37 protein-coding genes are annotated in these 25,508 nt (G+C 58.2%); 8 read left to right on the forward strand and 29 right to left on the reverse strand.

What is annotated here, in order from left to right:
- Positions 1-68: 68 nt before the first annotated feature.
- A complete protein-coding gene (locus L6D74_RS20015; protein WP_085648648.1) occupies positions 69-1,064 on the reverse strand; it encodes a GlxA family transcriptional regulator in 996 nt (331 codons plus the stop codon).
- A gap of 100 nt (positions 1,065-1,164) precedes the next feature.
- Here L6D74_RS20015 and L6D74_RS20020 point away from each other — a divergent pair, with 100 nt between their 5' ends.
- The 7 genes from L6D74_RS20020 to L6D74_RS20050 all read left to right on the forward strand — a co-directional run bounded on the left by L6D74_RS20020 (position 1,165) and on the right by L6D74_RS20050 (position 6,340).
- On the forward strand, positions 1,165-1,719 hold the full coding sequence (locus tag L6D74_RS20020; RefSeq protein WP_064599768.1) for a cysteine hydrolase family protein: 555 nt from the start codon (positions 1,165-1,167) through the stop codon (positions 1,717-1,719).
- 152 nt (positions 1,720-1,871) lie between these two features.
- Positions 1,872-2,540: a YjfI family protein gene (locus tag L6D74_RS20025; RefSeq protein WP_007955624.1), complete on the forward strand. Its 669-nt coding sequence runs from the start codon at positions 1,872-1,874 to the stop codon at positions 2,538-2,540.
- A gap of 17 nt (positions 2,541-2,557) precedes the next feature.
- Complete coding sequence (locus L6D74_RS20030) at positions 2,558-3,256, forward strand: PspA/IM30 family protein (RefSeq protein ID WP_064599771.1); 699 nt, start codon at positions 2,558-2,560, stop codon at positions 3,254-3,256.
- A gap of 124 nt (positions 3,257-3,380) precedes the next feature.
- Positions 3,381-4,031 (forward strand): DUF2491 family protein, encoded by a 651-nt coding sequence (locus tag L6D74_RS20035; protein ID WP_064599773.1) that lies wholly within the window; start codon positions 3,381-3,383, stop codon positions 4,029-4,031.
- A 13-nt stretch (positions 4,032-4,044) separates the two neighbouring features.
- Entirely contained in the window at positions 4,045-4,470 is a 426-nt protein-coding gene (locus L6D74_RS20040; protein ID WP_064599775.1) for a DUF350 domain-containing protein, read from the forward strand.
- Between the two features lie 17 nt (positions 4,471-4,487).
- Positions 4,488-5,180: a DUF1190 domain-containing protein gene (locus tag L6D74_RS20045; protein WP_011336163.1), complete on the forward strand. Its 693-nt coding sequence runs from the start codon at positions 4,488-4,490 to the stop codon at positions 5,178-5,180.
- A 2-nt stretch (positions 5,181-5,182) separates the two neighbouring features.
- The gene (locus L6D74_RS20050) at positions 5,183-6,340 is read left to right on the forward strand and encodes a glutathionylspermidine synthase family protein (RefSeq protein WP_236190150.1); all 1,158 of its coding nucleotides are present in this window, start codon (positions 5,183-5,185) and stop codon (positions 6,338-6,340) included.
- 76 nt (positions 6,341-6,416) lie between these two features.
- Here the strand turns inward: L6D74_RS20050 and L6D74_RS20055 are convergent, their stop codons facing one another.
- Both L6D74_RS20055 and L6D74_RS20060 read right to left on the reverse strand, forming a co-directional pair.
- Entirely contained in the window at positions 6,417-6,935 is a 519-nt protein-coding gene (locus tag L6D74_RS20055) for a single-stranded DNA-binding protein (protein WP_003228709.1), read from the reverse strand.
- 9 nt (positions 6,936-6,944) lie between these two features.
- On the reverse strand, positions 6,945-8,342 hold the full coding sequence (locus L6D74_RS20060; protein WP_039771979.1) for an MFS transporter: 1,398 nt from the start codon (positions 8,340-8,342) through the stop codon (positions 6,945-6,947).
- Between the two features lie 191 nt (positions 8,343-8,533).
- Between L6D74_RS20060 and uvrA the strand changes: the two genes are divergently transcribed.
- Positions 8,534-11,368: an excinuclease ABC subunit UvrA gene (uvrA, locus tag L6D74_RS20065; RefSeq protein WP_064599779.1), complete on the forward strand. Its 2,835-nt coding sequence runs from the start codon at positions 8,534-8,536 to the stop codon at positions 11,366-11,368.
- A gap of 66 nt (positions 11,369-11,434) precedes the next feature.
- Here the strand turns inward: uvrA and bfr are convergent, their stop codons facing one another.
- From bfr to rplB, 26 genes are all read right to left on the reverse strand, one after another.
- Positions 11,435-11,902: a bacterioferritin gene (gene bfr / locus L6D74_RS20070; RefSeq protein ID WP_064382244.1), complete on the reverse strand. Its 468-nt coding sequence runs from the start codon at positions 11,900-11,902 to the stop codon at positions 11,435-11,437.
- A 149-nt stretch (positions 11,903-12,051) separates the two neighbouring features.
- Positions 12,052-13,506, reverse strand: a complete 1,455-nt coding sequence (locus L6D74_RS20075) for a catalase (protein WP_085613347.1) — start codon at positions 13,504-13,506, stop codon at positions 12,052-12,054.
- A gap of 238 nt (positions 13,507-13,744) precedes the next feature.
- Positions 13,745-14,131, reverse strand: coding sequence for a 50S ribosomal protein L17 (rplQ, locus tag L6D74_RS20080; protein WP_007955635.1), 387 nt, complete (start codon positions 14,129-14,131; stop codon positions 13,745-13,747).
- 42 nt (positions 14,132-14,173) lie between these two features.
- The gene (locus tag L6D74_RS20085; protein WP_003186012.1) at positions 14,174-15,175 is read right to left on the reverse strand and encodes a DNA-directed RNA polymerase subunit alpha; all 1,002 of its coding nucleotides are present in this window, start codon (positions 15,173-15,175) and stop codon (positions 14,174-14,176) included.
- 26 nt (positions 15,176-15,201) lie between these two features.
- Positions 15,202-15,822: a 30S ribosomal protein S4 gene (rpsD, locus tag L6D74_RS20090; protein ID WP_011336168.1), complete on the reverse strand. Its 621-nt coding sequence runs from the start codon at positions 15,820-15,822 to the stop codon at positions 15,202-15,204.
- A gap of 18 nt (positions 15,823-15,840) precedes the next feature.
- The gene (gene rpsK / locus L6D74_RS20095) at positions 15,841-16,230 is read right to left on the reverse strand and encodes a 30S ribosomal protein S11 (RefSeq protein ID WP_002555466.1); all 390 of its coding nucleotides are present in this window, start codon (positions 16,228-16,230) and stop codon (positions 15,841-15,843) included.
- 30 nt (positions 16,231-16,260) lie between these two features.
- Entirely contained in the window at positions 16,261-16,617 is a 357-nt protein-coding gene (gene rpsM, locus L6D74_RS20100; protein ID WP_009045849.1) for a 30S ribosomal protein S13, read from the reverse strand.
- A 130-nt stretch (positions 16,618-16,747) separates the two neighbouring features.
- Positions 16,748-16,864, reverse strand: coding sequence for a 50S ribosomal protein L36 (gene rpmJ / locus L6D74_RS20105; protein ID WP_002555468.1), 117 nt, complete (start codon positions 16,862-16,864; stop codon positions 16,748-16,750).
- Between the two features lie 27 nt (positions 16,865-16,891).
- The gene (secY, locus tag L6D74_RS20110) at positions 16,892-18,220 is read right to left on the reverse strand and encodes a preprotein translocase subunit SecY (protein ID WP_003228718.1); all 1,329 of its coding nucleotides are present in this window, start codon (positions 18,218-18,220) and stop codon (positions 16,892-16,894) included.
- A complete protein-coding gene (gene rplO, locus L6D74_RS20115; protein WP_011336169.1) occupies positions 18,221-18,658 on the reverse strand; it encodes a 50S ribosomal protein L15 in 438 nt (145 codons plus the stop codon).
- Between the two features lie 3 nt (positions 18,659-18,661).
- On the reverse strand, positions 18,662-18,838 hold the full coding sequence (rpmD, locus tag L6D74_RS20120; RefSeq protein ID WP_003176408.1) for a 50S ribosomal protein L30: 177 nt from the start codon (positions 18,836-18,838) through the stop codon (positions 18,662-18,664).
- Positions 18,839-18,840: 2 nt separating this feature from the next.
- Positions 18,841-19,341, reverse strand: coding sequence for a 30S ribosomal protein S5 (gene rpsE / locus L6D74_RS20125; protein ID WP_003176409.1), 501 nt, complete (start codon positions 19,339-19,341; stop codon positions 18,841-18,843).
- Positions 19,342-19,344: 3 nt separating this feature from the next.
- Positions 19,345-19,695, reverse strand: a complete 351-nt coding sequence (gene rplR / locus L6D74_RS20130) for a 50S ribosomal protein L18 (RefSeq protein ID WP_003186037.1) — start codon at positions 19,693-19,695, stop codon at positions 19,345-19,347.
- Positions 19,696-19,705: 10 nt separating this feature from the next.
- Positions 19,706-20,239, reverse strand: coding sequence for a 50S ribosomal protein L6 (gene rplF / locus L6D74_RS20135; protein WP_011336170.1), 534 nt, complete (start codon positions 20,237-20,239; stop codon positions 19,706-19,708).
- A 12-nt stretch (positions 20,240-20,251) separates the two neighbouring features.
- Positions 20,252-20,644, reverse strand: coding sequence for a 30S ribosomal protein S8 (gene rpsH, locus L6D74_RS20140; protein WP_003228724.1), 393 nt, complete (start codon positions 20,642-20,644; stop codon positions 20,252-20,254).
- Positions 20,645-20,853: 209 nt separating this feature from the next.
- Positions 20,854-21,159: a 30S ribosomal protein S14 gene (rpsN, locus tag L6D74_RS20145; protein ID WP_007955639.1), complete on the reverse strand. Its 306-nt coding sequence runs from the start codon at positions 21,157-21,159 to the stop codon at positions 20,854-20,856.
- A gap of 13 nt (positions 21,160-21,172) precedes the next feature.
- The gene (rplE, locus tag L6D74_RS20150) at positions 21,173-21,712 is read right to left on the reverse strand and encodes a 50S ribosomal protein L5 (protein ID WP_003210069.1); all 540 of its coding nucleotides are present in this window, start codon (positions 21,710-21,712) and stop codon (positions 21,173-21,175) included.
- Positions 21,713-21,732: 20 nt separating this feature from the next.
- Positions 21,733-22,047, reverse strand: a complete 315-nt coding sequence (gene rplX, locus L6D74_RS20155; RefSeq protein WP_003186046.1) for a 50S ribosomal protein L24 — start codon at positions 22,045-22,047, stop codon at positions 21,733-21,735.
- Positions 22,048-22,058: 11 nt separating this feature from the next.
- Complete coding sequence (gene rplN / locus L6D74_RS20160) at positions 22,059-22,427, reverse strand: 50S ribosomal protein L14 (protein ID WP_002555479.1); 369 nt, start codon at positions 22,425-22,427, stop codon at positions 22,059-22,061.
- A gap of 23 nt (positions 22,428-22,450) precedes the next feature.
- Positions 22,451-22,717, reverse strand: a complete 267-nt coding sequence (rpsQ, locus tag L6D74_RS20165) for a 30S ribosomal protein S17 (RefSeq protein ID WP_003194644.1) — start codon at positions 22,715-22,717, stop codon at positions 22,451-22,453.
- A gap of 2 nt (positions 22,718-22,719) precedes the next feature.
- Positions 22,720-22,911, reverse strand: coding sequence for a 50S ribosomal protein L29 (rpmC, locus tag L6D74_RS20170; RefSeq protein ID WP_002555481.1), 192 nt, complete (start codon positions 22,909-22,911; stop codon positions 22,720-22,722).
- A complete protein-coding gene (rplP, locus tag L6D74_RS20175) occupies positions 22,911-23,324 on the reverse strand; it encodes a 50S ribosomal protein L16 (protein ID WP_003228729.1) in 414 nt (137 codons plus the stop codon). Before rplP ends, rpmC begins: the two co-directional genes overlap by 1 nt.
- A 12-nt stretch (positions 23,325-23,336) precedes the next feature.
- Entirely contained in the window at positions 23,337-24,023 is a 687-nt protein-coding gene (gene rpsC, locus L6D74_RS20180; RefSeq protein ID WP_003176422.1) for a 30S ribosomal protein S3, read from the reverse strand.
- A gap of 13 nt (positions 24,024-24,036) precedes the next feature.
- A complete protein-coding gene (gene rplV / locus L6D74_RS20185; protein WP_003103908.1) occupies positions 24,037-24,369 on the reverse strand; it encodes a 50S ribosomal protein L22 in 333 nt (110 codons plus the stop codon).
- Between the two features lie 11 nt (positions 24,370-24,380).
- On the reverse strand, positions 24,381-24,656 hold the full coding sequence (gene rpsS / locus L6D74_RS20190) for a 30S ribosomal protein S19 (protein ID WP_011336172.1): 276 nt from the start codon (positions 24,654-24,656) through the stop codon (positions 24,381-24,383).
- Positions 24,657-24,672: 16 nt separating this feature from the next.
- The gene (gene rplB / locus L6D74_RS20195) at positions 24,673-25,497 is read right to left on the reverse strand and encodes a 50S ribosomal protein L2 (protein WP_003186055.1); all 825 of its coding nucleotides are present in this window, start codon (positions 25,495-25,497) and stop codon (positions 24,673-24,675) included.
- Between the last annotated feature and the right edge of the window lie 11 nt (positions 25,498-25,508).

Raw genomic sequence — 25,508 nt, forward strand, 5'->3', positions numbered from 1 at the left:
GGCACCGCGCCCGTTTCAATCTGCACGACCGCGCTGCAGGGTCCGGCATTTTGCACGACAGATGCGTATTACTTCGCCACGGTCGCCTGCGGACTCACGCCGAATCGCGCTCGGTATTCACTCGGCGCCAGCCCGGTGATTTTCTTGAACGTCGCGCGAAAGGCGCCCGGATCCTGATAGCCCACCGTCCACGCGATGTGATCGATGGTGCCATTGGTGAATTCCAGCATCTCTCGCGCCTTGCCGACTCGCAGGTGCTGGCAGTATTCGGTGGGTTTCAGGCCGGTCGCCGCACGGAACCGGCGCAGGAATGTTCGCTCCTCCAGACCCGCACGTTCGGCCATTGCCGTCAGCGAGACATCGGTCGCGCCGGTGCCCTGCAGCCAATGCTGAACCTGAAGAATCGGCCCGTCGCCATGATTGAGAATCGGCGCAAAATTGCTGCCGCACGCACTGGCGCTGTCGCTGTGCTCCACCACCAGAAACCGCGCGGTGCTGCTGGCGATGCTCGGCCCGAGCAATCGGTCCACCAGACGCAAACCAAGCTCTGACCAGGCCATCAGCCCCGCCGTCGTTATCAGGTCACCGTCGTCGACAATCGGCGTGTCGGCCTTGAGCCTGATCTTCGGGTAACACTCGGCAAAGGCCTTGGCCGAAGTCCAGTGCGTGGTAGCGCTGCGACCATCGAGCAACCCGCTCTCCGCCAGCAGCCACGAGCCGACACAAACCCCGCCAAGCGTCGCGCCACGAGCATGTTGTTCACGCAGCCAGGGCAGCAGCCCGGCCGGCATCTGTGCCGCGGAAAAACCGGCAATGGACGGCGGGATCAACACCGCCAGCAAACCGTTGTCGGCTCCGGGATGACTGTCGTAAACCCGCACGGGCGGGTGGTCGTCATCGACCTGCCAGTGGCTGATCCGCAGCAGCGGCAGCTGTGTGGACTGGTGTTCGGCGGCGATCCGGTTGGCGACCCCGAACAGGTCGGTCAGGCCATGCACCGCCGCCATTTGCGCCCCGGGATACATCAGCACGCCCAGTTCCGCGACGGTCCTTTCTGCACCCATTGTCAGTTTTCCCCTGTGTATTGTCGGTGCGGCCAATCCTCGAAACCGTGGCCAGCGCCAATACTGAACCCACGCCAACCCACACTTCGAGGACACATCCATGGCCAAGCAAGCGCTCATCGTAGTCGATATCCAGAACGACTACTTCCCCCAAGGCAAGTGGCCGCTGGCCGGTGCCGACGCCGCCGCCGACAACGCCGCCCGGCTGATCGCGGCCTTCCGTGAAGCCGGTGATTCGGTGGTGCATATCCGCCACGAATTCACCTCGCCCGAGGCACCGTTTTTCACCCCGGGCTCCGAAGGCGCGAAACTGCATCCGAAAGTGCTCAACCGCACCGACGAGCCGGTGGTGCTCAAGCACTTCGTCAACTCGTTCCGCGAAACCGAGCTGCAATCGATCCTCGACGAACAAGGCATCAAGGAGCTCGTGGTGGTCGGCAGCATGAGCCACATGTGCGTCGACGGCATCACCCGTGCGGCGGCGGATCTGGGTTACACCGTTACGGTGATCCACGATGCCTGCGCCAGCCGTGACCTGGAATTCAACGGTCTGACCGTGCCCGCCGCCCACGTGCATGCGGCGTTCATGTCGGCGCTGGGCTTTGCCTACGCCAGCGTGGTGTCCACCGACGAGTTCCTCGCCGCCAGCCGCTGAGCCCGCTCTGATACAACTGGAAATACCTGCGCCCGCCTCGTTGCGGGCGTTTTTCCGTGGGTCATGAAAATCTCACGCGTGAGCCATTGATGGCATTTTGATTTGGTTGTAGTGTGGCTCACGCGTGAGATGTTCATAACGGAGTCATCGCCATGAAAAGCCGCTCCCCTGCCACCAAGTCAGAGAGCCCAAAGGGAGTGCGCTCGACACCGTCCGCGAAAAAACCGTCGAGCTTCTACATGAAGCAGATGCGCGCGGGCCTGGCTGCCGCCGGTTATGTGAAACACGAAACTTGGGTGCTTCCGGAAAACCGAAGCTTGCTCAAGCAAATGGAGCAACAGCTACGCCAACCGATTCTGGCTGGCTCTTTCATGTCGGAGAATTACATGAGCGCAGGCAACAACTGGAACATCGATAGCCTCTACAACGCTTTCAAGGCGCTGGACGAGGTGGCTTCGCAAGAGATCACGCTGTCTCTGATCCAGAGCTCCGAACCCAGCCTCAAGCTGGAAATGAACGAATTCGGCGGTCTGCCGATTCACATCGCCCTCGCCGGTCAGCAGATCATCGTCGACACCGTGCTGGTGGACATCGATTCGATCACCGACGTGCGCGCCTTCAACGACGCCGTGCTGCGCAGCCGGGAAATGTTCCCGCTGTCGTCGATCGGCATCGAGACCATGCCCAACGGCCAGACCGTCTACAACATGTTCGGTGCACTGAGTGCCGACTCGAGCCTGACCAACGTAGTCACCGAGGTGAAAACCCTGGTCGACAACGTGCAGCGCGCCAGCGAAGCCTTCGAACACTTCTTCAAGTAATCAACAGGGAATATCCAATGACTCAGTCCATCTGGAGCAAGTTGTTCACCGCGCTGCGCGGCGGCGCCAACGAAGTCGGCGAAGCGATCGCCGATCAACAGGCCCTGCGCATCCTCGATCAGGAAATCCGTGACGCCGACAGCGCACTGTCCAACGCCCGTCGCGAACTGGTCACCATCATGGCCAAGCACAAACTCTCCGCCGACCGCGTGAGCGAATACGAAGCCAAGATCAGGGACCTGGAAGCCAAGGCCGTTTCCGCCCTGAACGCCGGCCGCGAAGACCTGGCGTTGGAAGTGGCCGAAGCGATCTCGACCCTGACCAACGACCTGGGCGTCGAGAAGAAACAAAGCGACGAGTTCGGCACCTACGCCGACAACATGCGCAAGGACATCAACAAGGCCGAAGCGCGGATCAAGAGCCTGCGCCAGCAAGTGGACATGGCCAAGGCCCGTGACAGCGTGCAGAAGGCTCAGGTCAGCGCCTCGATCGCCAGCGGCGGCGCCAACGGCAAGCTGGAAACCGCCGTCGGCACCCTGAACCGTCTGCAAGCCAAGCAGCAGCAACGCGCTGCCGAGCTGAGCGCTGCCGACGAGCTGGCCGATGCGTCGACCGGCAACGACCTGGATCGCAAGCTGCGCGAAGCCGGCATCACGCCGAACGAAGGCAGCGCCAACGCCATCCTCGAGCGTCTGAAGCAGAAGTCCGCCCAGTAACGGCGGCGGGAGTAAAGAAGGGCACCGGGTGCCCTTCTTTTTTGCCTGCTCGTTCGCCGCGCGCCCGGTACACTAGCGGCGTTTTTGCAAACGAATACCTCCACCCGCTTCAAGGAATGTACCCATGGGATGGTTCAAAGATTTGCTCGGCACCAGCAACTGGCAGTCGGCCGCGCCGGCGTCCGGGTCTGCCGGCGGCCCCCTCGGACTGGCGCAGGGCAAGGCGATCCGCTTCGACACGACCCTCGGCCTGTTGCTCGACGGCAGCACTTCAGTGCGGGTTCCCGACGCCCAGGCCATCTGGAGCGCCGGCTGGATCGACCTCGGTCAGTCGAACAAACTGCATCGCTACTACCTGAACGATGAAGAATTCTGGGTACAGATCCATGTCACGGGCGACGATCAGATCGAATCGGTGACGCTGTTCAATTACGTCAGCTATGTGACGGTCAACAGTGACGCCGAATTGCAGCGCCTGGCCGGGCCGAACAGCCTGATCGGCCTGCCGACCTACCGCCACGAAGGTGTCGAATACACCCGTGAATGGGGCACCGAACGCGGCCAGACCGAACTGGTGCCGCTCACCGAACAGGTGGTCAACCCGGACGAGTCCTACACCATCAACCATCACTCAATGCTGTACGCCCGGGAGACCGGCCTGACCGATCGCCGCGAGCTCTTGCTGTTCTCCGTCGAGCAGGACGAAGAAGGCACCGTCAGCCTGAGCACTTCGCTGGGCATCTCGCTGTACACCACCGATTTGAGCACCATCTAAAAGGAAGTTTTCCATGCTGGAAGCGTTGTCCATCTCCCTGAACAAAGCCGCACTGGTCGGTTTCGTCGCCTACCTGATCGGCGCCGTGCTGCTGTTCATGCTGTTTCAGTTCGTCTACACCCGCATCACGCCGCACAAGGAATTCGAGCTGATCCGTGCTGGCAACAGCGCCGCCGCGATCGCACTGTCCGGCGCAATCATCGGCTTCGCGATTCCGGCCAGCAACGTGATCGCTCATTCGATCAACGTCCTCGACTTCGTTCTCTGGGCGGTGATCGCGGCCGCGGTGCAATTGCTGGCTTTCCTGGCGACCGGGCTGGTGCTCAAAGGCACGTCCCAGCGCATCGTTAACGGTGAAATCGCCGCCGGCATCTATGTGGCGGCGGTGGCGATCAGCGTCGGCATGCTCAACGCCGCGTGCATGACCCCGTCCTACTGATCGGCAGGAAGCCTGAGATGAAACGAAGCAAGTACGTTCAACTGTCGCTGGCCGCTTCGGTAGCCCTGGCGATTTCCGCTGAAGTGGCCGCCCAGGAGCAGCAACGCAACTTCCAGAGCGTCGAACAATGCGTCGACGCCGAAGTGGCGCCGGATGTCTGCTCGAACGCCTACGTCGCAGCCCTGGCCGAACACCGGCGGATCTCCCCGGCCTACGACGACAAGGCTGCCTGCGACGCGGACTTCGCCGCCGACTGGTGTCAGAAAAATTCCGCCGGCCGTTTCGTACCGAAACTCGGTGGCTTCAAAGTGCCGCAGGACGGTGAGCCGGCGCAGAACCTCGATGCGATCGCCAATGCCCAGATGCCCGCCGGCGACGCGGCCGCCGTGCAGAGCAATCAGACCAGCACTTCGCACTCGTCCAGCGGTGCAGGCAACGGCTGGCTCACCGGATGGCTGATCGGCAATGCCATGAGCAACAACCGCGCGATCGACTCGCGGCCGGTTTATCGTGAGCGCAATACCCGCCAGACCTACGACACCTCGACGCTGAACCGTCGCATCGAATCGGCGCCGAGCCGCAGCCAGCGGGACTACGACAGCGATTACCGCAAACCGGTCAACGTCGCTGCGTCCACCTCCCGTGGCGGCTTCGGCAGCCAGTCCAGCGCACGCAGCGGTTGGGGCGGCTGGGGCCGTTCGAGCAGCTGACCATGAAGAAGATCCACTGCGTCGAGCGCCACGACTGGAAACAGACCGCCGAGAGCCTCGGCTTTCTGTTTCACACCATCGACGACGAGCCGTACTGGGACGAGCGCGCCTACTACCAGTTCACGCTCGCACAGATCGAAAACGATCTGGAGGATCCGACCACTGAACTGCACGAGATGTGCATGGACCTGGTCGACCGCGTCGTGCACAGCGAAGAACTGCTGGATCGCCTGAGCATTCCGGCGTCGTACTACGACATGATCCGAACGTCCTGGCTGGAAGGTCATCCGCATCTGTACGGGCGTATGGACTTCTCCTACAGCGGCAAGGGCCCGGCGAAGCTGCTCGAACTCAACTACGACACGCCCACCAGCCTTTATGAAGCGGCGGCGTTTCAGTGGGGCTGGCTGGAGGAATGTATCGAGCGCGGGATGCTGCCGCGCCATGCGGACCAGTTCAACAGCATCGACACCCGGCTGCACGAGGCCTTCGCCGAACTGAAACTCACGCGGCCGTTTTACTTCGCCTCGATGAAAGACTCGGTCGAAGACAAGGGCACCACGGATTATCTGCGGCTGATCGCAGAGAAGGTCGGCATCGAATCGCGGCACATCGACATCGAAGACATCGGCCTGAGCGCTGACGGTCGTTTCGTGGATCTCGAAGATCGCTGGATCCCGCACCTGTTCAAGCTGCACGCCTGGGAGTTCATCTTCCACGAACCGTTCGGCGCGGCGATCGCCGAATGCGACACCCAGTTTTTCGAACCGGCGTGGAAGTCGATTCTTTCCAACAAGGGTGCCCTGCCCCTTCTATGGGAGTTGCACAAGGGCCACCCGAATCTGCTCGCCGCGCACCTCGACCCGAATCCGGGCAGCGCGGTGCCCAAGGGCTGGGTGCGTAAACCGTACTTCTCGCGGGAAGGCGCCAACATCGAGTTGCAGACCGCTGAAGGCCTGATCGTCAAAGAGGATGGGCCCTACACCGATGCGCCCTTCATCCTGCAGGAATTTGCCCCTTTGCCGAAGTTCGACGACAGCTACACGCTGATTGGCTCGTGGGTGATCGGCGACCAGGCGGCCGGGATTGGCGTGCGCGAAGATAACAGCCTGATCACCAAGGATTCGAGCCGGTTTTTGCCGCATTTGATTCTTGACTGAAAAACCTGCGGGCATGAAAAAGGCCCGTCGTGTTCAGCGACGGGCCTTTTTTATTCAGCGTGAATTCAGCAGCGACTCAGAACGGAATGTCGTCATCGAAGCTGTCGAAATCCGGGGCCGGTTGCGGTGCGGCCTGCTGTGGAGCCGGGGCCGAACGCTGCTGAGGTGCCGACTGCTGCGGACGCGGAGCCTGCTGACGCGGCGCCTGCTGCTGGTAGTTGTTGCCACCGCCTTGTTGGTCGCCCTGTTGTGGACGGCCGCCCAGCAGTTGCATGGTGCCCTGCATGTCGACCACGATCTCGGTGGTGTAACGCTTGATACCGTCTTTTTCCCACTCACGGGTCTGCAGCTTGCCTTCGATGTAGACCTGCGAACCCTTGCGCAGGTATTCGCCGGCGATTTCGGCAACCTTGCCGAACATCGATACGCGGTGCCACTCGGTCTTCTCGACCTTCTGACCGGTCTGCTTGTCGGTCCACTGCTCGCTGGTCGCCAGACTCAGGTTGGTCACGGCGTTACCGTTGGGCAGGTAGCGTACTTCGGGATCCTGGCCGCAAGTACCGACCAGAATGACTTTGTTAACCCCACGGGCCATAACGTTCTCCTAGGCTTCGCACGCAGTCTGCGCCGGGTTGTTCACCAGGCGTTCGAGAGTGGTGCGATCCATTAATTCGGTGTCCAGTTTGATGTAGATCGCCGCTTCATCAGCGACTATCACTGCATCAGTTACCCCTACGAGGGCCTTGAGACGCTCGACCAGACCCGCTTCGCGGATCGCTTCGGGCGACAACGGCAGGCGCAGGCTCGTCACGTAGGGAGGTTCGCGCATGGTAACAGCAAAGGCCAGCCAAAGTGCAGCCAGCCCGGCACATCCGAGGAACACAACCGACAGACCGCCATGCTGGAACATCCAGCCGCCGAGAATACCGCCGAGTGCCGAACCGAGGAACTGACTGGTGGAGTACACGCCCATGGCCGTGCCCTTGCCACCTGCCGGTGAAACCTTGCTGATCAGCGACGGCAGCGAAGCCTCCAGCAGATTGAACGCGGTGAAGAACACCACCGTCCCGATCACCAGAGCCCGCAGGCTGTCGCCGAACTGCCAGAAGAATAGCTCAGTCAGCATCAGCGTCATCACGGCGCCGAGCAGAACTCGTTTCATTTTGCGTCTCTTCTCGCCGTAGATGATGAACGGAATCATGGCGAAGAAGGAAATCAGCAGTGCGGTGAGGTACACCCACCAGTGCTGCTCCTTGGGCAGACCGGCCTTTTCGACCAGCGCCAGGGGCAGTGCGACGAAGCTCGACATCAACATCGCATGTAACACAAAAATGCCCAGGTCCAGCCGCAGCAGGTCCGGGTGCTTGAGCGTCGGCATCAACGCCTGGCGTGCAACGCCGGACTCGCGATGACTCAGCGGCCCGGTGGACTTCGGCACCATGAACATCACGATCACGATCCCGACCAGGGCCATGCCGCCGGTGGCGAGAAACAGGCCGGACAGGCCGAACGCACGGGTCAGCAGCGGGCCGACCACCATGGCCACGGCGAACGACAGGCCGATGGTCATGCCGATCATGGCCATGGCTTTGGTGCGGTGCTGTTCGCGGGTCAGGTCGGAGAGCAAGGCCATGACTGCCGCCGAAATCGCCCCGGCGCCCTGCAGGATCCGCCCGGCAATCACGCCCCAGATCGAATCGGCCTGAGCCGCCAGCACGCTGCCGAGAGCGAAAACGATCAGCCCCAGGTAAATCACCGGACGCCGGCCAATGCGGTCGGAAATGATCCCGAACGGAATCTGGAAAATCGCCTGGGTCAGGCCGTAAGCGCCGATCGCCAGCCCGATCAGGGCCGGGGTCGCTCCCGCCAGATCCATGCCGTAGGTCGCCAGTACCGGCAACACCATGAACATGCCAAGCATACGGAAGGCGAACACCAGGGCCAGACCGCTCGCCGCGCGGGTCTCGCTGCCACTCATGCGTTCGCTGTGGGGATCGTGCATGGAAAAACCTCGTGTGAACCGGCGGCGATTCTACCAGTCCCATCGAGAGACGGGGTATATCGCGACGCTTTGACGCGTACAGATGAAACTCTCTTCATGTAAGGCAAAAAACCCTTCACTTGATAGTGTGCATCCATCCAGTATTTGGCCGTATACTCCTGTGTTTTCGACGCCCGCCGAGCGAGGCCATTTTGGACAAGATCCTGATTCGTGGGGCCCGCACCCACAACCTGAAGAACATCGACCTGACCCTGCCACGGGACAAACTGATCGTCATCACCGGCCTGTCCGGATCCGGCAAGTCTTCCCTGGCTTTCGACACGCTGTACGCCGAAGGTCAGCGCCGCTATGTCGAATCCCTGTCGGCCTATGCCCGGCAGTTCCTGTCGATGATGGAAAAACCCGACGTCGACACCATCGAAGGCCTGTCGCCGGCGATCTCCATCGAACAGAAGTCGACCTCGCACAACCCGCGTTCCACGGTCGGCACCATCACCGAAATCTACGACTATCTGCGTCTGCTTTATGCGCGCGTCGGTACGCCGCGCTGCCCGGATCACGACATTCCGCTGGAAGCGCAGACCGTCAGCCAGATGGTCGACCTGGTGCTGGCTCAGCCGGAAGGCAGCAAGCTGATGCTGCTGGCGCCGGTGATCCGCGAGCGCAAGGGCGAGCACCTGTCGGTGTTCGAAGAACTGCGTGCCCAGGGCTTCGTCCGGGCCCGGGTCAACGGCCGGCTCTGCGAGCTGGACGAACTGCCGAAACTGGATAAACAGAAGAAGCACACGATTGAAGTGGTGGTCGACCGCTTCAAGGTTCGCGCCGACCTGCAGCAGCGTCTGGCCGAATCCTTCGAAACCGCGCTGAAGCTGGCCGACGGCATCGCTTTGGTTGCCCCGATGGACGACGAGCCGGGCGAAGAGATGATCTTCTCCGCGCGCTTCGCCTGCCCGGTCTGCGGCCACGCGATCAGCGAGCTGGAACCCAAGCTGTTTTCCTTCAACAACCCGGCCGGCGCCTGCCCGACCTGCGACGGTCTGGGGGTGAAGCAGTTTTTCGACATCAAGCGACTGGTCAACGGTGATTTGACCCTGGCCGAAGGCGCGATCCGTGGCTGGGACAGGCGCAACGTCTATTACTTCCAGATGCTCGGCTCGCTGGCCGCGCATTACGGCTTCAGTCTGGAGCAGCCGTTCAACGAGCTGCCGGCCGATCAGCAGAAGTTCATCCTACACGGCAGCGGTTCACAGAACGTCGATTTCAAATACCTCAACGACCGGGGCGACATCGTCAAACGCTCGCACCCGTTCGAAGGTATCGTGCCGAACCTTGAGCGCCGCTACCGCGAAACCGAATCGGCCAGCGTGCGTGAAGAACTGGCGAAGTTCCTCAGCACCCAGTCGTGCCCGGATTGCCGTGGCACCCGTCTGCGTCGCGAAGCGCGGCATGTGTGGGTCGGAGAGAAAACCCTGCCGGCGGTGACCAACCTGCCGATAGGCGATGCCTGCGATTACTTCGGCGCGCTGAAGATGACCGGCCGCCGTGGCGAGATCGCCGACAAGATTCTCAAGGAAATCCGCGAGCGCCTGCAGTTTCTGGTTAACGTCGGTCTCGACTACCTGTCGCTGGATCGCAGTGCCGACACTCTGTCTGGCGGTGAAGCGCAGCGGATTCGTCTGGCCAGCCAGATCGGCGCGGGCCTTGTGGGTGTTCTGTACATCCTCGATGAGCCGTCGATTGGTCTGCACCAGCGCGACAACGATCGGCTGCTCGGCACCCTCAAGCACCTGCGCGACATCGGCAACACGGTGATTGTGGTCGAACACGACGAAGACGCGATTCGACTGGCCGACTACGTAGTGGATATCGGCCCGGGCGCCGGTGTTCATGGTGGGCAGATCGTCGCTGAAGGCACGCCGGACGAGGTCATGGCGCACCCGGATTCGTTGACCGGTAAATACCTGTCGGGCCGGGTCAAGATCGAGGTGCCGGCCAAGCGCACGCCGCGCAACAAGAAACAGGTGCTGTCGCTCAAGGGCGCGCGGGGCAACAACCTGCGCAACGTCGACCTTGAAATCCCGATCGGCCTGCTGACCTGCGTGACCGGCGTCTCCGGCTCCGGCAAATCGACGCTGATCAACAACACGCTATTCCCGCTGAGTGCCACGGCACTCAATGGCGCGACTACCCTGGAAGCGGCAGCCCACGACAGCATCAAGGGCCTGGAACATCTGGACAAGGTCGTCGACATTGACCAGAGCCCGATCGGCCGCACGCCGCGCTCCAACCCGGCGACCTACACCGGCCTGTTCACGCCGATTCGCGAACTCTTCGCCGGCGTGCCCGAGTCCCGCTCCCGTGGTTACGGGCCGGGGCGTTTCTCGTTCAACGTCAAGGGCGGGCGTTGCGAGGCCTGCCAGGGCGACGGTCTGATCAAGGTGGAAATGCACTTCCTGCCGGACATCTACGTCCCGTGTGACGTGTGCAAGAGCAAGCGCTACAACCGCGAAACCCTGGAGATCAAATACAAGGGCAAGAGCATCCACGAAACCCTCGAGATGACTATCGAGGAAGCGCGGGAGTTCTTCGACGCGGTGCCGGCGCTGGCGCGCAAGCTGCAAACGCTGATGGATGTGGGCCTGTCGTACATCAAGCTCGGGCAGTCGGCCACGACGCTGTCTGGTGGTGAGGCCCAACGGGTCAAGTTGTCCCGCGAACTGTCCAAGCGCGATACCGGCAAAACCCTGTACATCCTCGATGAGCCGACCACCGGTCTGCACTTCGCGGATATCCAGCAACTGCTCGACGTACTGCATCGCCTGCGCGACCACGGCAACACCGTGGTGGTGATCGAGCACAACCTCGACGTGATCAAGACGGCCGACTGGCTGGTGGATCTTGGCCCCGAGGGTGGTTCGAAAGGTGGACAGATCATCGCCACCGGTACGCCGGAGGAAGTGGCCGAGATGAAGCAATCTCACACCGGTCACTATCTCAAGCCGCTGTTGATTCGCGATCGGGCCTGATTGCCGGGCATGAAAAAGCCCCTGTCACTTCGTCAGTGACAGGGGCTTTTTTTGTATCAATTGCAATCAGGACGCGTGGGACTGCAGGTAGTTCTGGATACCGATCAGCTTGATCAGGCCGAGCTGCTTTTCCAGCCAGTAGGTGTGATCTTCCTCGGTGTCATTGAGCTGAACCCGCAGGATCTCGCGGCTGACATAGTCGCCGTGCTGTTCGCACAGTTCGATGCCCTTGCACAGCGCGGCGCGCACCTTGTACTCCAGGCGCAGATCCGCTTCGAGCATGGTTTGCACCGTAGTGCCGACATCCAGATCATCCGGGCGCATGCGCGGGGTGCCTTCAAGCATCAGAATCCGGCGCATCAGCGCATCGGCATGACCGGCCTCTTCTTCCATCTCGTGGTTGATTCGTTCGTAGAGCTTGGTGAATCCCCAGTCCTCATACATCCGCGAGTGAACGAAATATTGGTCACGCGCGGCCAGTTCGCCGGTCAGCAACGTGTTGAGGTAATCGATAACGTCTGGGTGGCCTTGCATCGCCCTACATCTCCCTGCTTGAAAGTCTGTAGTTTGAACCAACCTGACTGGAAGGTCACTCACTTAACGCAATAAAAGCGAAGATATTCCGAGAAAAGCAGCCTAAATAACGCAAAAACCGCCCAAATGAGGGCGGTTCTGCTTCTCGTTTAGACTTCGTTAAGCTGTACGTTGAGCAGCTTTGCGATTGCTTCTCCGTACGCCGGATCGGCCCTGTAGAAATGCTGCAGCTGACGATCGACGACGTCACTCGACACCCCCGCCATCGCCCCGGCGATGTTGCTGACCAGCAGCGCTTTCTGTTCGTCACTCATCAAGCGGAACAGCGCACCGGCGTGACTGTAGTAGTCAGTGTCTTCACGGTGATCGTAACGATCAGCCGCGCCGCTCAGGGCCAGTGCAGGCTCGGCGTAGTGCGGCGCTTGTTTCGGCGACTCCACGTAGCTGTTCGGCTCGTAGTTAGGCGCTGCGCCACCATTGCTCCCAAAAGCCATCGAACCATCACGCTGGTAAGTATTCACCGGGCTACGCGGAGCGTTCACTGGCAGTTGCTGGTGATTGGTACCTACGCGGTAGCGGTGGGCATCGGCGTACGCGAATACCCGACCTTGCAGCATGCGATCTGGCGACAGACCTACGCCAGGCACCATGTTGCTCGGGCCGAACGCGGCTTGCTCGACTTCGGCAAAGTAGTTGAGCGGGTTACGGTTCAGTTCCAGTTCACCCACTTCGATCAGTGGAAACTCCTTTTGCGACCAGGTCTTGGTCACGTCGAACGGGTTCTCATAGTGCGCAGCGGCTTGGGCTTCGGTCATGATCTGGATGCATACGCTCCATTTCGGGAAGTCACCACGCTCGATGGCTTCGAACAGGTCACGCTGTGCGTAATCCGGATCAGTGCCCGCCAGGCGTGCAGCGTCTGCCGGCGCAAGGTTCTTGATCCCTTGCTTGGTCTTGTAGTGCCACTTCACCCAGTGACGCTCGCCCTGAGCACTGATCAGGCTGTAGGTGTGACTGCCGAAACCGTGCATATGGCGATATCCGTCCGGAATACCGCGATCAGAGAACAGAATCGTGACCTGGTGCAGCGCTTCAGGCGAATGCGACCAGAAGTCCCACATCATCTGCGCGCTTTTCAGGTTGCTTTGCGGCAGGCGTTTCTGGGTGTGGATAAAGTCAGGGAATTTCAGTGGATCACGAATGAAGAACACGGGCGTATTGTTGCCAACGATGTCCCAGTTGCCTTCTTCGGTATAGAACTTGAGAGCGAAGCCACGTGGATCGCGCTCGGTGTCAGCCGAGCCACGCTCGCCACCTACAGTGGAGAAGCGCAGGAATGTCGGGGTTTGCTTGCCGACGGCAGAAAACAGTTTGGCGCTGGTGTACTGAGTAATGTCACGGGTGACGGTAAAAGTGCCGTAGGCACCCGACCCCTTGGCGTGTACACGACGCTCAGGAATGTTTTCCCGGTTGAAGTGGGCGAGCTTCTCGATCAAGTGGAAGTCATCGAGCAGCAACGGGCCACGAGGGCCAGCGGAGCGAGAGTTCTGGTTGTCGGCGACAGGTGCGCCACTGGCGGTCGTAAGCGTCTTGTTCTGGCTCATGCGATCTTCATCCTCTATCGGTCTTGAACTGCCGGCTAATCGGCTTGCTGGGGAGTATCGATCATCAATATGACAGCCACAAATTCATTAACTTATGGTCATCAATAGATAAAAACTAACGATCAATCCGCACACATAGTGCAGACCCAAACAGGGTAGAAGCTTGTACGAACAGCGCATTTCTTACAGGCACAAAAAACCGGGCACTAGGCCCGGTTCTTTGTTTCAGACTGACGTCTTACTCAGCGGATACAGCTTCACCGCCGACAGCACGATCAACCAGTTCGACGTACGCCATAGGCGCGTTGTCGCCAGCGCGGAAACCGCACTTGAGGATGCGCAGGTAGCCACCCTCACGGGTAGCGTAACGCTTGCCCAGGTCGTTGAAGAGCTTACCAACGATAGCTTTCGAACGAGTACGGTCGAAAGCCAGACGACGGTTAGCAACGCTGTCTGTCTTGGCCAGAGTGATCAGCGGCTCGGCAACGCGGCGCAGTTCTTTGGCTTTTGGCAGAGTAGTTTTGATCAGCTCGTGCTCGAACAGCGACACCGCCATGTTTTGGAACATGGCCTTGCGGTGCGAGCTGGTGCGGCTCAGGTGACGCCCACTTTTACGATGACGCATGGTTCATTCCTTACCAAACACTACGTTCGGTGATTACGACGATCAGGCAGTCGCCTTGTCGTCCTTCTTAAGACTTGCAGGCGGCCAGTTGTCGAGGCGCATGCCGAGGGACAGACCGCGGGAGGCCAGAACGTCCTTGATTTCAGTCAAGGATTTCTTGCCCAGGTTCGGAGTCTTCAACAGCTCTACTTCGGTACGCTGAATCAGGTCGCCGATGTAGTAGATGTTTTCCGCCTTAAGGCAGTTAGCCGAACGTACAGTCAGTTCCAGATCGTCAACCGGGCGAAGCAGGATCGGATCGATCTCGTCTTCCTGCTCGACAACCACTGGCTCACTGTCACCTTTGAGGTCGACGAACGCAGCCAACTGCTGTTGCAGGATGGTTGCAGCGCGGCGGATAGCCTCTTCAGGATCCAGGGTACCGTTGGTTTCCAGATCAATAACCAGCTTGTCCAGGTTGGTACGCTGCTCGACACGGGCGTTTTCCACCACGTATGCGATACGGCGAACCGGGCTGAACGAAGAGTCAAGCTGCAAGCGACCGATGCTGCGGCTTTCGTCTTCATCGCTCTGACGCGAGTCGGCTGGTTCATAACCACGACCACGAGCTACAGTGAGCTTCATGTTCAGGGCGCCGTTAGACGCCAGGTTAGCGATTACGTGATCGGGATTAACGATCTCGACATCATGATCCAGCTGAATATCGGCAGCGGTAACCACCCCCGAACCCTTCTTCGACAAGGTCAGCGTAACTTCGTCACGACCGTGCAGCTTGATGGCCAGACCTTTAAGGTTCAACAGGATTTCAATTACGTCTTCCTGTACACCTTCGATGGCGCTGTACTCGTGGAGCACACCGTCAATCTCGGCCTCGACTACTGCGCAGCCGGGCATTGAGGACAACAGGATGCGGCGCAGCGCGTTGCCCAGGGTGTGGCCAAAACCACGCTCGAGAGGCTCGAGAGTGATCTTGGCGCGGGTTGGACTGACAACCTGCACATCAATGTGGCGGGGTGTCAGGAACTCATTTACCGAAATCTGCATGGATGCACCTATTTTCTAGCCCTTACTTACTTGGAGTAGAGCTCGACAATCAGGCTTTCGTTGATGTCGGCGGACAGATCACTGCGAGCAGGAACGTTCTTGAAAACGCCCGACTTCTTCTCAGCATCTACCTCTACCCATTCTACGCGACCACGTTGGGCGCACAGCTCGAGAGCTTGGACAATGCGAAGTTGGTTCTTTGCCTTCTCGCGAACAGCAACCACGTCACCAGCACGAACCTGGTAGGACGGAACGTTTACGGTCTGGCCGTTAACGCTGATCGACTTGTGCGATACCAGCTGACGGGATTCGGCACGAGTCGAACCGAAGCCCATACGGTATACAACGTTGTCCAGACGGCATTCGAGCAGTTGCAGCAGGTTTTCACCAGTTGCACCTTTCTTGCTGGCAGCAGCTTTGTAGTAGCCGCTGAACTGACGCTCGAGAACGCCGTAGATACGACGGACCTTCTGCTTTTCGCGCAGTTGGGTGCCGTAATCGGACTGGCGACCGCGGCGTTGGCCGTGGATACCAGGTGCTGCTTCAATGTTGCACTTCGATTCGATCGCGCGCACGCCGCTCTTCAGGAAGAGATCGGTGCCTTCGCGACGAGCGAGTTTGCATTTTGGACCAATGTAACGAGCCATTCTTTACAATCTCCTGGATTACACGCGGCGCTTCTTCGGCGGACGGCACCCGTTGTGCGGGATTGGCGTCACGTCGGTGATGCTGGCGATCTTGTAGCCACAGCCGTTCAAAGCGCGGACTGCGGATTCACGACCTGGACCTGGGCCCTTGACGTTCACGTCGAGGTTTTTCAGGCCGTATTCCAGCGCAGCTTGACCAGCACGCTCAGCAGCTACTTGAGCAGCGAACGGGGTGGACTTGCGGGAACCGCGGAAACCCGAACCACCGGAGGTAGCCCAGGAAAGAGCGTTACCTTGACGGTCGGTGATGGTCACGATGGTGTTGTTAAAAGAGGCATGGATGTGGGCGATGCCATCAACCACTGTCTTTTTAACTTTTTTACGAGGACGAGCAGCAGGTTTTGCCATGATTAAATTCCTGTCGATTCGCTGGGGCGATTACTTGCGGATCGGCTTACGCGGACCTTTACGGGTACGCGCGTTGGTCTTGGTACGCTGACCGCGTACTGGCAGACCACGACGATGACGCAGACCGCGATAGCAACCGAGGTCCATCAAGCGCTTGATTTTCATGTTGATTTCGCGACGCAGGTCACCTTCAGTGGTGAACTTCGCCACTTCGCCACGCAGCTGTTCAATCTGCTCGTCGCTCAGATCCTTGATCTTTGCGGCTGGGTTTACCCCAGTCTCTGCACAGATCTTCTGTGCAGTAGTGCGACCAACACCATAGATGTAGGTCAGCGAGATAACAGTATGCTTGTTATCTGGAATGTTAACGCCTGCAATACGGGCCATTCAGTGGGACTCCAATTGACAGCTACCTACGCCCCGGAAGCCAAGAAATAGGGCGCGAGATAATATCGCTGTAATAACAAATAATCAACCCGGTAGCGCACTAGCTACCGGGCTTGAAGCACAATCACACTCAGCCTTGGCGCTGTTTGTGACGCGGTTCCGCGCTGCAAATTACTCGAACAACACCTTCGCGGCGAATAATCTTGCAGTTACGGCACAGCTTTTTCACCGATGCACGAACTTTCATCACCAACTCCTCGAACCTTATGGGTACTCAGCGCAACATGCCGCTGCCGTAACCCTTCAGGTTGGCTTTCTTCATCAGGGATTCGTACTGGTGCGAAACGAGGTGCGATTGTACTTGGGACATGAAGTCCATCACAACCACGACCACGATCAGCAACGAGGTCCCGCCAAGGTAGAACGGAACGTTTGCTGCAACCACCAGGAACTGGGGCAACAAGCACACGGCCGTCATGTAAAGAGCACCGAACATGGTCAAGCGAGTCAGAACGCCATCAATATAGCGTGCGGACTGCTCACCTGGACGGATGCCCGGAATAAAGGCACCGGACTTCTTCAGGTTTTCCGCTACGTCTTTCGGATTGAACATCAACGCCGTATAGAAGAAGCAGAAGAAAATAATCCCTGCACTAAACAGCAGAATATTCAACGGCTGACCAGGAGCGATCGACTGCGAGATGTCCTGCAACCAGCCCATACCTTCAGACTGACCGAACCAGGCACCCAACGAAGCCGGGAACAGCAAAATGCTGCTCGCGAAAATAGCCGGAATAACACCGGCCATGTTCACCTTCAGCGGCAAGTGGCTTGTCTGCGCAGCAAAAACCTTGCGGCCCTGCTGACGCTTGGCGTAGTGAACAGCGATACGACGCTGACCACGCTCAATGAACACCACGAAACCGATAATCGCTACTGCCAGCAAACCGATGGCAACCAAGGCGAAGATATTGATATCGCCCTGACGCGCAGACTCGAAAGACTGCCCGATTGCTCTCGGAAGACCGGCGACGATACCCGAAAAAATCAACATCGAGATACCGTTGCCTACACCACGCTCAGTAATCTGCTCACCCAGCCACATCATGAACATCGCGCCAGCCACAAACGTGGAGACCGCGACGAAATGGAAGCCAAAGTCACCAGTGAACGCAACGCCCTGTCCCGCCAGACCAATGGACATGCCAATGGCCTGAACGAGAGCGAGGACGACGGTGCCGTAGCGGGTGTACTGGCTGATCTTGCGACGGCCAGCTTCACCTTCCTTCTTCAACTGCTCCAGCTGCGGACTGACGGCGGTCATCAGTTGCATGATGATCGATGCCGAAATGTACGGCATGATCCCCAGTGCAAAGATGCTCATCCGCTCCAGCGCGCCGCCGGAAAACATGTTGAACAAGCTAAGAATGGTCCCCTCATTCTGTCGAAACAGGTCTGCGAGTCGGTCCGGGTTGATACCTGGAACCGGGATGTGTGCGCCTATTCGGTAGACGATAATCGCCAGGAACAGAAAACGCAGACGAGCCCAAAGTTCAGACATACCGCCTTTGCCGAGCGCAGAGAGAGCACCTTGCTTAGCCATTTATTCCTCGAACTTGCCGCCAGCTGCTTCGATAGCCGCACGCGCACCTTTGGTGGCGCCGATTCCCTTGCCGATAGTGACAGCGCGAGCCACTTCACCGGACAGCATGATTTTCACACGCTGCACGTTGACGTTGATCACGTTGGCATCTTTCAGGGACTGCACGGTGACGATGTCGCCTTCCACTTTAGCCAGCTCGGACAGACGCACTTCTGCGCGATCCATGGCTTTCAGGGAAACGAAACCGAACTTCGGCAGGCGACGATGCAGCGGCTGTTGACCGCCTTCAAAGCCTGGAGCAATGGTGCCACCGGAGCGGGAAGTCTGACCTTTGTGACCACGGCCACCAGTCTTACCCAAACCACTACCGATACCACGGCCCGGACGATGCTTTTCGCGACGGGAACCCGGCGCTGGACTCAGATCATTGAGTTTCATCGATTAACCCTCGACACGCAGCATGTAGTAAGCCTTGTTGATCATCCCGCGATTCTCGGGAGTATCCTGGACTTCTACAGTGTGACCGATGCGACGCAGACCCAGACCCTTAACGCACAGTTTGTGGTTAGGGATGCGGCCGGTCATGCTTTTGATCAGCGTTACTTTAACGGTAGCCATGATCAGAAGATCTCCTTGACAGTCAGGCCGCGCTTGGCAGCGATGGACTCAGGAGATTGCATAGCTTTCAGACCCTTGAAAGTGGCGTGAACCACGTTTACCGGGTTAGTCGAGCCGTAGCACTTGGCCAGAACGTTCTGAACGCCAGCAACTTCGAGGACAGCACGCATAGCGCCGCCAGCGATGATACCGGTACCTTCAGAAGCAGGCTGCATGTACACCTTCGAAGCGCCGTGAGCGGACTTCATTGCATACTGCAGAGTGGTGCCGTTCAGATCAACCTGGATCATGTTGCGGCGAGCAGCTTCCATTGCCTTCTGGATCGCAGCAGGCACTTCACGCGACTTGCCACGGCCGAAGCCAACACGCCCTTTACCATCACCAACCACGGTCAACGCGGTGAAAGTGAAGATACGGCCGCCTTTAACGGTTTTGGCTACGCGGTTAACTTGAACCAGCTTCTCGATGTAGCCTTCGTCGCGCTTTTGGTCGTTATTTGACATAACTTAGAACTCCAGCCCAGCTTCACGAGCAGCATCAGCCAGCGCTTTAACGCGGCCGTGGTACTTGAAGCCAGAGCGGTCGAAAGCCACCTGCGAGACGCCAGCGGCCTTAGCACGCGTAGCGACCAGCTGGCCAACCTTAGTGGCCGCGTCGATGTTGCCAGTGGCGCCATCACGCAGTTCTTTATCCAAAGTCGAGGCGCTTGCCAGGACTTTGTTGCCGTCGGCCGAAATGACCTGGGCGTAGATGTGCTGCGAAGAGCGGAACACGCAGAGACGCACGACTTCGAGTTCGTGCATTTTCAGGCGTGCTTTGCGAGCGCGACGCAGTCGAGTAACTTTTTTGTCGGTCATTTGCTATGCCCTACTTCTTCTTGGCTTCTTTACGACGGACGACTTCGTCCGCGTAGCGCACACCTTTGCCTTTGTACGGCTCTGGTGGACGGAAGTCGCGGATCTCGGCGGCCACTTGACCTACCAGCTGCTTGTCGATGCCCTTGATCAGGATATCGGTCTGGCTAGGAGTCTCAGCGGTGATGCCTTCCGGCAGTTCGTAATCCACTGGGTGCGAGAAGCCAAGAGCCAGGTTCAGCACCTGACCTTTTGCTTGCGCTTTGTAACCAACACCGACCAGCTGGAGCTTGCGCTCGAAGCCTTGGCTTACGCCCTGGACCATGTTGTTTACCAACGCACGAGTGGTACCGGCCATTGCGCGAGTCTGTTGATCGCCATTGCGAGCAGCAAAACGCAGCTCACCGGCTTCTTCAACGACTTCAACGGACGAATGGACGTTCAGTTCAAGAGTACCCTTGGCACCCTTCACCGAAAGCTGTTGGCCTGCGAATTTTACTTCGACACCGGCTGGCAGCTTAACGGGGTTCTTAGCGACGCGAGACATGCTTATCCCCCCTTAGAACACAGTGCAAAGAACTTCGCCGCCGACACCGGCAGCGCGCGCAGCACGATCAGTCATCACACCTTTGTTGGTGGAGACGATAGACACACCGAGGCCGCCACGTACTTTTGGCAGATCTTCGACGGACTTGTACTGACGCAGGCCTGGACGGCTAACGCGCTTCACTTCCTCGATGACCGGACGGCCTTCGAAGTATTTCAGCTCGATGGACAGCAGCGGCTTGGTTTCGCTGCTGATCTGATAACCCGCGATGTAACCTTCGTCCTTCAGGACTTTTGCTACAGCCACCTTCAACGTGGAAGACGGCATGCTTACGACGGACTTTTCAGCCATCTGGGCATTACGGATTCGAGTTAGCATGTCCGCTAACGGGTCCTGCATACTCATGGGCTAGACGCTCCTAATACAGAAAAATTAGCCTTGCGGCTACTACTTGTCGCCGAGAAACTCCGGGCGTAAAAAACACGGGCTCAGGCGAGCCGGTCATTCTAGACACACCCCAGAAATGAATCAAGCCCCAAAAGGGGCTTGATTCAACTTCAAGGCCACCGATGGTCAGGTTCTTGCGACCCCGACCATCAAGGCTTTGACAGTCATTACCAGCTGGCTTTAACCAGACCCGGAACGTCACCACGCATTGCCGCTTCACGCAGTTTGTTACGGCCGAGGCCGAACTTGCGGTAAACGCCGTGCGGACGACCGGTCAGACGGCAACGGTTACGCATGCGCGAAGCGCTTGCGTCACGTGGCTGCTTCTGCAGAGCTACGGTAGCTTCCCAACGCGCTTCTGGACTTGCGTTCAGATCGACGATGATAGCTTTCAGCGCTGCACGCTTGACGGCGTACTTGGCAACGGTGAGCTGACGCTTCAGCTCACGGTTTTTCATGCTCTTCTTGGCCATTTTCCTACTCCAATCAGTTGCGGAACGGGAATTTGAAAGCACGCAGCAGAGCGCGGCCTTCATCATCGTTCTTGGCAGTGGTGGTCAGGGTAATGTCCAGACCGCGGAGAGCATCGATCTTGTCGTAGTCGATTTCCGGGAAAATGATCTGCTCTTTCACGCCCATGCTGTAGTTGCCACGACCATCGAAGGACTTGGCATTCAGGCCGCGGAAGTCGCGAACCCGAGGCAGGGAGATCGACAGCAGACGATCCAGGAACTCGTACATACGCTCACGGCGCAGGGTCACTTTGACGCCGATCGGCCAACCTTCACGGACTTTAAAGCCAGCGATGGATTTGCGAGCGTAGGTCACAACGACTTTCTGGCCGGTGATCTTTTCCAGGTCAGCAACAGCGTGCTCGATGACTTTTTTGTCGCCGATCGCTTCGCCCAGACCCATGTTCAGGGTGATCTTGGTAACGCGCGGAACTTCCATCACGTTCGAAAGCTTAAGTTCTTCCTTAAGTTTCGGAGCGATTTCCTTCCGGTAAATCTCTTTTAGTCGTGCCATGGTCTTCTACCTAGCAGTGTTCAAGCATCAACCGCTTTTTGGGTCGACTTGAAGACACGAATTTTCTTACCGTCTTCTACTTTGAAACCAACGCGGTCAGCCTTGTTGGTTTCGCCGTTGAAGATGGCGACGTTGGAAGCGTGCAGTGGCGCTTCTTTCTCGACGATACCGCCCTGTACGCCCGACATCGGGTTAGGCTTGGTATGACGCTTGACCAGGTTCAGACCACCAACAACCAGACGGTTGTCAGCAAGAACCTTCAGCACCTTACCGCGCTTACCTTTGTCTTTGCCGGCGATCACGATGATCTCGTCGTCACGACGAATCTTTTGCATGTCGGATCTCCTTACAGCACTTCTGGGGCGAGCGAGACGATCTTCATGAACTTCTCAGTACGAAGTTCACGGGTCACTGGCCCAAAGATACGGGTGCCGATCGGCTCTTGCTTGTTGTTCAGAAGAACAGCAGCGTTGCCATCAAAGCGGATAATGGAGCCATCAGCACGACGTACGCCGTGACGAGTGCGGACTACAACAGCAGTCATCACTTGGCCTTTTTTCACCTTACCGCGAGGAATTGCTTCCTTCACGGTAACTTTGATGATGTCACCGATACCAGCGTAACGACGATGGGAGCCACCCAGCACCTTGATGCACATAACACGGCGAGCGCCGCTGTTATCGGCCACATCGAGCATGGATTGAGTCTGAATCATATAATTTCTCCGACCCCTAGCCCTTAGACTTCCACAGCGCGTTCGAGAACATCAACCAGCGCCCAAGACTTGGTCTTGGCCATCGGACGAGTTTCACGAATAGTGACTTTGTCGCCGATGTGGCACTGATTGGTTTCGTCGTGCGCGTGCAGCTTAGTCGAACGCTTAACGTATTTACCGTAGATCGGGTGCTTAACGCGACGCTCGATCAGAACGGTGATGGTTTTGTCCATCTTGTCGCTGACAACACGGCCAGTCAGCGTACGGACAGTTTTTTCGGCTTCAGCCATGATCACTTACCTGCCTGCTGGTTGAGCACAGTCTTCACGCGAGCAATGTCACGCTTAACTTGCGAGAGCAGATGAGACTGCCCCAACTGGCCAGTTGCTTTCTGCATGCGCAGATTGAACTGGTCGCGCAGCAAGCCGAGCAGTTGCTCGTTCAGCTGCTGTGCGGATTTTTCACGAAGTTCATTCGCTTTCATCACATCACCGTCCGTTTAACAAAGGAGGTGGCGAGCGGCAGCTTTGCAGCAGCCAGGGCGAAAGCCTCACGCGCCAGCTCTTCAGAAACACCCTCGATTTCATACAGGACTTTGCCTGGCTGAATCTGGGCAACCCAGTACTCCACGTTACCCTTACCTTTACCCATACGAACCTCGAGAGGCTTCTTGGAGATCGGCTTGTCCGGGAATACACGGATCCAGATCTTGCCGCCACGTTTTACGTGACGGGTCAGTGCACGACGCGCTGACTCGATCTGACGAGCGGTGAGACGACCACGAGCTACAGACTTCAGCGCGAACTCGCCGAAGCTGACTTTGCTACCGCGCAGTGCCAGACCACGGTTGTGGCCGGTCATCTGCTTGCGGAACTTCGTACGCTTAGGTTGCAACATTTGGCGTACCCCTTACTTAGCAGCTTTTTTACGAGGCGCTGGTGCTTGTGGCTTCAGCTCTTCTTGGCGACCACCAATTACTTCGCCTTTGAAGATCCAAACCTTTACACCGATCACACCGTAAGTGGTGTGAGCTTCGTAGTTGGCATAGTCGATGTCGGCACGCAGGGTGTGCAGTGGCACACGACCTTCGCGATACCATTCAGTACGTGCAATTTCAGCACCGCCGAGACGACCGCTCACTTGGATTTTGATGCCTTTGGCACCAATGCGCATGGCGTTCTGTACAGCGCGCTTCATGGCGCGACGGAACATTACACGACGCTCCAGCTGCTGAGCTACGCTCTGCGCAACCAGCATACCGTCGAGCTCCGGCTTGCGGATCTCTTCGATATTGATGTGCACAGGCACACCCATTTGCTTGGTCAGGTCCTGACGCAGTTTCTCAACATCTTCACCTTTCTTCCCGATAACAATACCTGGACGAGCGGTATGGATGGTGATGCGTGCAGTTTGGGCCGGACGATGGATATCGATACGGCTTACGGACGCGCTTTTTAGTTTGTCTTGGAGGTATTCACGCACCTTCAGATCAGCGAACAAGTAGTCCGCATAAGTCCGACCGTCTGCGTACCAGACGGAGGTGTGCTCCTTGACGATTCCCAGGCGAATGCCAATGGGATGTACTTTCTGACCCATCTCTTCGACTCCGTTACTTGTCAGCAACCTTGACAGTGATATGGCAAGACCGCTTGACGATGCGATCAGCACGGCCTTTGGCACGTGGCATGATGCGCTTCAGCGAACGCCCTTCGTTGACGAAAACGGTGCTGACCTTCAGGTCATCAACGTCTGCGCCTTCGTTATGCTCGGCGTTGGCTACGGCCGACTCCAGCACTTTTTTCATGATCTCGGCGGCTTTCTTACTGCTGAAAGCCAACAGGTTGAGCGCTTCGCCCACCTTCTTCCCGCGGATCTGGTCGGCGACCAAGCGGGCTTTCTGGGCGGAGATTCGAGCGCCCGACAACTTAGCGGCTACTTCCATTTCCTTACCCCTTAACGCTTGGCTTTCTTGTCTGCCACGTGCCCGCGATAGTTGCGGGTACCGGCGAACTCGCCCAGTTTGTGGCCGACCATGTCTTCGTTAACGAGAACTGGGACGTGCTGACGACCGTTGTGTACTGCGATGGTCAGACCGACCATTTGTGGCAGGATCATCGAACGACGCGACCAAGTCTTAATTGGTTTGCGATCGTTCTTTTCCGCCGCCACTTCGATCTTCTTCAGTAGGTGAAGATCAATAAAAGGACCTTTTTTCAGAGAACGTGGCACTGTCGTATCCCTCTAATTACTTGCGACGACGGACGATCATTTTGTCGGTACGCTTATTACCACGAGTCTTCGCGCCCTTAGTCGGGAAGCCCCATGGCGATACCGGATGACGACCACCAGAGGTACGACCTTCACCACCACCATGTGGGTGGTCAACCGGGTTCATGGCAACACCACGAACGGTTGGGCGAACGCCACGCCAGCGCTTGGCACCAGCTTTACCCAGCGAACGCAGGCTGTGCTCGGAGTTCGAGACTTCGCCCAGGGTCGCACGGCACTCAGCCAGTACTTTACGCATTTCACCGGAACGCAGACGCAGGGTCACGTAAACGCCTTCACGAGCGATCAGCTGAGCCGAAGCGCCAGCGGAACGAGCGATTTGCGCGCCTTTACCTGGCTTCAGTTCGATGCCGTGTACGGTGCTACCAACTGGAATGTTGCGCAGTTGCAGAGCGTTGCCCGGCTTGATCGGTGCCAGAGCACCTGCGATCAGCTGGTCGCCAGCGCTCACGCCTTTAGGGGCGATGATGTAGCGACGCTCGCCATCTGCGTACAGCAGCAGAGCGATGTGAGCAGTACGGTTTGGATCGTATTCGATACGCTCGACAGTGGCAGCGATGCCATCCTTGTCGTTGCGACGGAAGTCGACCAGACGATAATGCTGCTTATGACCACCACCGATGTGACGAGTGGTAATACGGCCATTGTTGTTACGACCACCAGACTTCGATTTTTTCTCGAGCAGCGGTGCGTGAGGAGCGCCTTTATGCAGCTCCTGGTTGACCACCTTGACCACAAAACGGCGGCCAGGGGAAGTCGGTTTGCATTTAACGATTGCCATGATGCACCCCT

Origin of the sequence: Pseudomonas pharyngis (assembly GCF_021602345.1) — a bacterium.
Taxonomy (GTDB): Bacteria; Pseudomonadota; Gammaproteobacteria; order Pseudomonadales; family Pseudomonadaceae; genus Aquipseudomonas; species Aquipseudomonas pharyngis.

What these genes read in the sequence shown, in the direction of transcription:
- L6D74_RS20030 (WP_064599771.1), top strand. Translation starts at nt 2,558, where the DNA reads ATGACTCAGTCCATCTGGAGCAAGTTGTTCACCGCGCTGCGCGGCGGC.
- rpsE (WP_003176409.1), bottom strand. Translation starts at nt 19,341, where the DNA reads ATGTCAAATAACGACCAAAAGCGCGACGAAGGCTACATCGAGAAGCTG.
- rpsQ (WP_003194644.1), bottom strand. Translation starts at nt 22,717, where the DNA reads ATGGCTGAAGCCGAAAAAACTGTCCGTACGCTGACTGGCCGTGTTGTC.
- rplR (WP_003186037.1), bottom strand. Translation starts at nt 19,695, where the DNA reads ATGACCGACAAAAAAGTTACTCGACTGCGTCGCGCTCGCAAAGCACGC.
- rplQ (WP_007955635.1), bottom strand. Translation starts at nt 14,131, where the DNA reads ATGCGTCATCGTAAAAGTGGGCGTCACCTGAGCCGCACCAGCTCGCAC.
- rplF (WP_011336170.1), bottom strand. Translation starts at nt 20,239, where the DNA reads ATGTCTCGCGTCGCTAAGAACCCCGTTAAGCTGCCAGCCGGTGTCGAA.
- rpmC (WP_002555481.1), bottom strand. Translation starts at nt 22,911, where the DNA reads ATGAAAGCGAATGAACTTCGTGAAAAATCCGCACAGCAGCTGAACGAG.
- L6D74_RS20040 (WP_064599775.1), top strand. Translation starts at nt 4,045, where the DNA reads ATGCTGGAAGCGTTGTCCATCTCCCTGAACAAAGCCGCACTGGTCGGT.
- rpmD (WP_003176408.1), bottom strand. Translation starts at nt 18,838, where the DNA reads ATGGCTACCGTTAAAGTAACGCTGATCAAAAGCATGACCGGCCGCATC.
- L6D74_RS20050 (WP_236190150.1), top strand. Translation starts at nt 5,183, where the DNA reads ATGAAGAAGATCCACTGCGTCGAGCGCCACGACTGGAAACAGACCGCC.
- L6D74_RS20015 (WP_085648648.1), bottom strand. Translation starts at nt 1,064, where the DNA reads ATGGGTGCAGAAAGGACCGTCGCGGAACTGGGCGTGCTGATGTATCCC.
- L6D74_RS20055 (WP_003228709.1), bottom strand. Translation starts at nt 6,935, where the DNA reads ATGGCCCGTGGGGTTAACAAAGTCATTCTGGTCGGTACTTGCGGCCAG.
- rplN (WP_002555479.1), bottom strand. Translation starts at nt 22,427, where the DNA reads ATGATTCAGACTCAATCCATGCTCGATGTGGCCGATAACAGCGGCGCT.
- rplE (WP_003210069.1), bottom strand. Translation starts at nt 21,712, where the DNA reads ATGGCACGACTAAAAGAGATTTACCGGAAGGAAATCGCTCCGAAACTT.
- rplB (WP_003186055.1), bottom strand. Translation starts at nt 25,497, where the DNA reads ATGGCAATCGTTAAATGCAAACCGACTTCCCCTGGCCGCCGTTTTGTG.
- rpmJ (WP_002555468.1), bottom strand. Translation starts at nt 16,864, where the DNA reads ATGAAAGTTCGTGCATCGGTGAAAAAGCTGTGCCGTAACTGCAAGATT.
- rplP (WP_003228729.1), bottom strand. Translation starts at nt 23,324, where the DNA reads ATGTTGCAACCTAAGCGTACGAAGTTCCGCAAGCAGATGACCGGCCAC.
- rpsH (WP_003228724.1), bottom strand. Translation starts at nt 20,644, where the DNA reads ATGAGTATGCAGGACCCGTTAGCGGACATGCTAACTCGAATCCGTAAT.
- rplV (WP_003103908.1), bottom strand. Translation starts at nt 24,369, where the DNA reads ATGGAAGTAGCCGCTAAGTTGTCGGGCGCTCGAATCTCCGCCCAGAAA.
- rplX (WP_003186046.1), bottom strand. Translation starts at nt 22,047, where the DNA reads ATGCAAAAGATTCGTCGTGACGACGAGATCATCGTGATCGCCGGCAAA.
- L6D74_RS20075 (WP_085613347.1), bottom strand. Translation starts at nt 13,506, where the DNA reads ATGAGCCAGAACAAGACGCTTACGACCGCCAGTGGCGCACCTGTCGCC.
- rplO (WP_011336169.1), bottom strand. Translation starts at nt 18,658, where the DNA reads ATGAAACTCAATGATCTGAGTCCAGCGCCGGGTTCCCGTCGCGAAAAG.
- L6D74_RS20045 (WP_011336163.1), top strand. Translation starts at nt 4,488, where the DNA reads ATGAAACGAAGCAAGTACGTTCAACTGTCGCTGGCCGCTTCGGTAGCC.
- rpsK (WP_002555466.1), bottom strand. Translation starts at nt 16,230, where the DNA reads ATGGCAAAACCTGCTGCTCGTCCTCGTAAAAAAGTTAAAAAGACAGTG.
- L6D74_RS20060 (WP_039771979.1), bottom strand. Translation starts at nt 8,342, where the DNA reads ATGCACGATCCCCACAGCGAACGCATGAGTGGCAGCGAGACCCGCGCG.
- bfr (WP_064382244.1), bottom strand. Translation starts at nt 11,902, where the DNA reads ATGCAAGGCCACCCAGACGTTATCGATTACCTCAACACGTTGCTGACC.
- rpsM (WP_009045849.1), bottom strand. Translation starts at nt 16,617, where the DNA reads ATGGCCCGTATTGCAGGCGTTAACATTCCAGATAACAAGCATACTGTT.
- rpsC (WP_003176422.1), bottom strand. Translation starts at nt 24,023, where the DNA reads ATGGGTCAGAAAGTACATCCCATTGGCATTCGCCTGGGAATCGTCAAG.
- rpsD (WP_011336168.1), bottom strand. Translation starts at nt 15,822, where the DNA reads ATGGCTCGTTACATTGGTCCAAAATGCAAACTCGCTCGTCGCGAAGGC.
- L6D74_RS20020 (WP_064599768.1), top strand. Translation starts at nt 1,165, where the DNA reads ATGGCCAAGCAAGCGCTCATCGTAGTCGATATCCAGAACGACTACTTC.
- secY (WP_003228718.1), bottom strand. Translation starts at nt 18,220, where the DNA reads ATGGCTAAGCAAGGTGCTCTCTCTGCGCTCGGCAAAGGCGGTATGTCT.
- L6D74_RS20035 (WP_064599773.1), top strand. Translation starts at nt 3,381, where the DNA reads ATGGGATGGTTCAAAGATTTGCTCGGCACCAGCAACTGGCAGTCGGCC.
- L6D74_RS20085 (WP_003186012.1), bottom strand. Translation starts at nt 15,175, where the DNA reads ATGCAGATTTCGGTAAATGAGTTCCTGACACCCCGCCACATTGATGTG.
- rpsN (WP_007955639.1), bottom strand. Translation starts at nt 21,159, where the DNA reads ATGGCCAAGAAGAGCATGAAAAACCGTGAGCTGAAGCGTCAGCTCACC.
- L6D74_RS20025 (WP_007955624.1), top strand. Translation starts at nt 1,872, where the DNA reads ATGAAAAGCCGCTCCCCTGCCACCAAGTCAGAGAGCCCAAAGGGAGTG.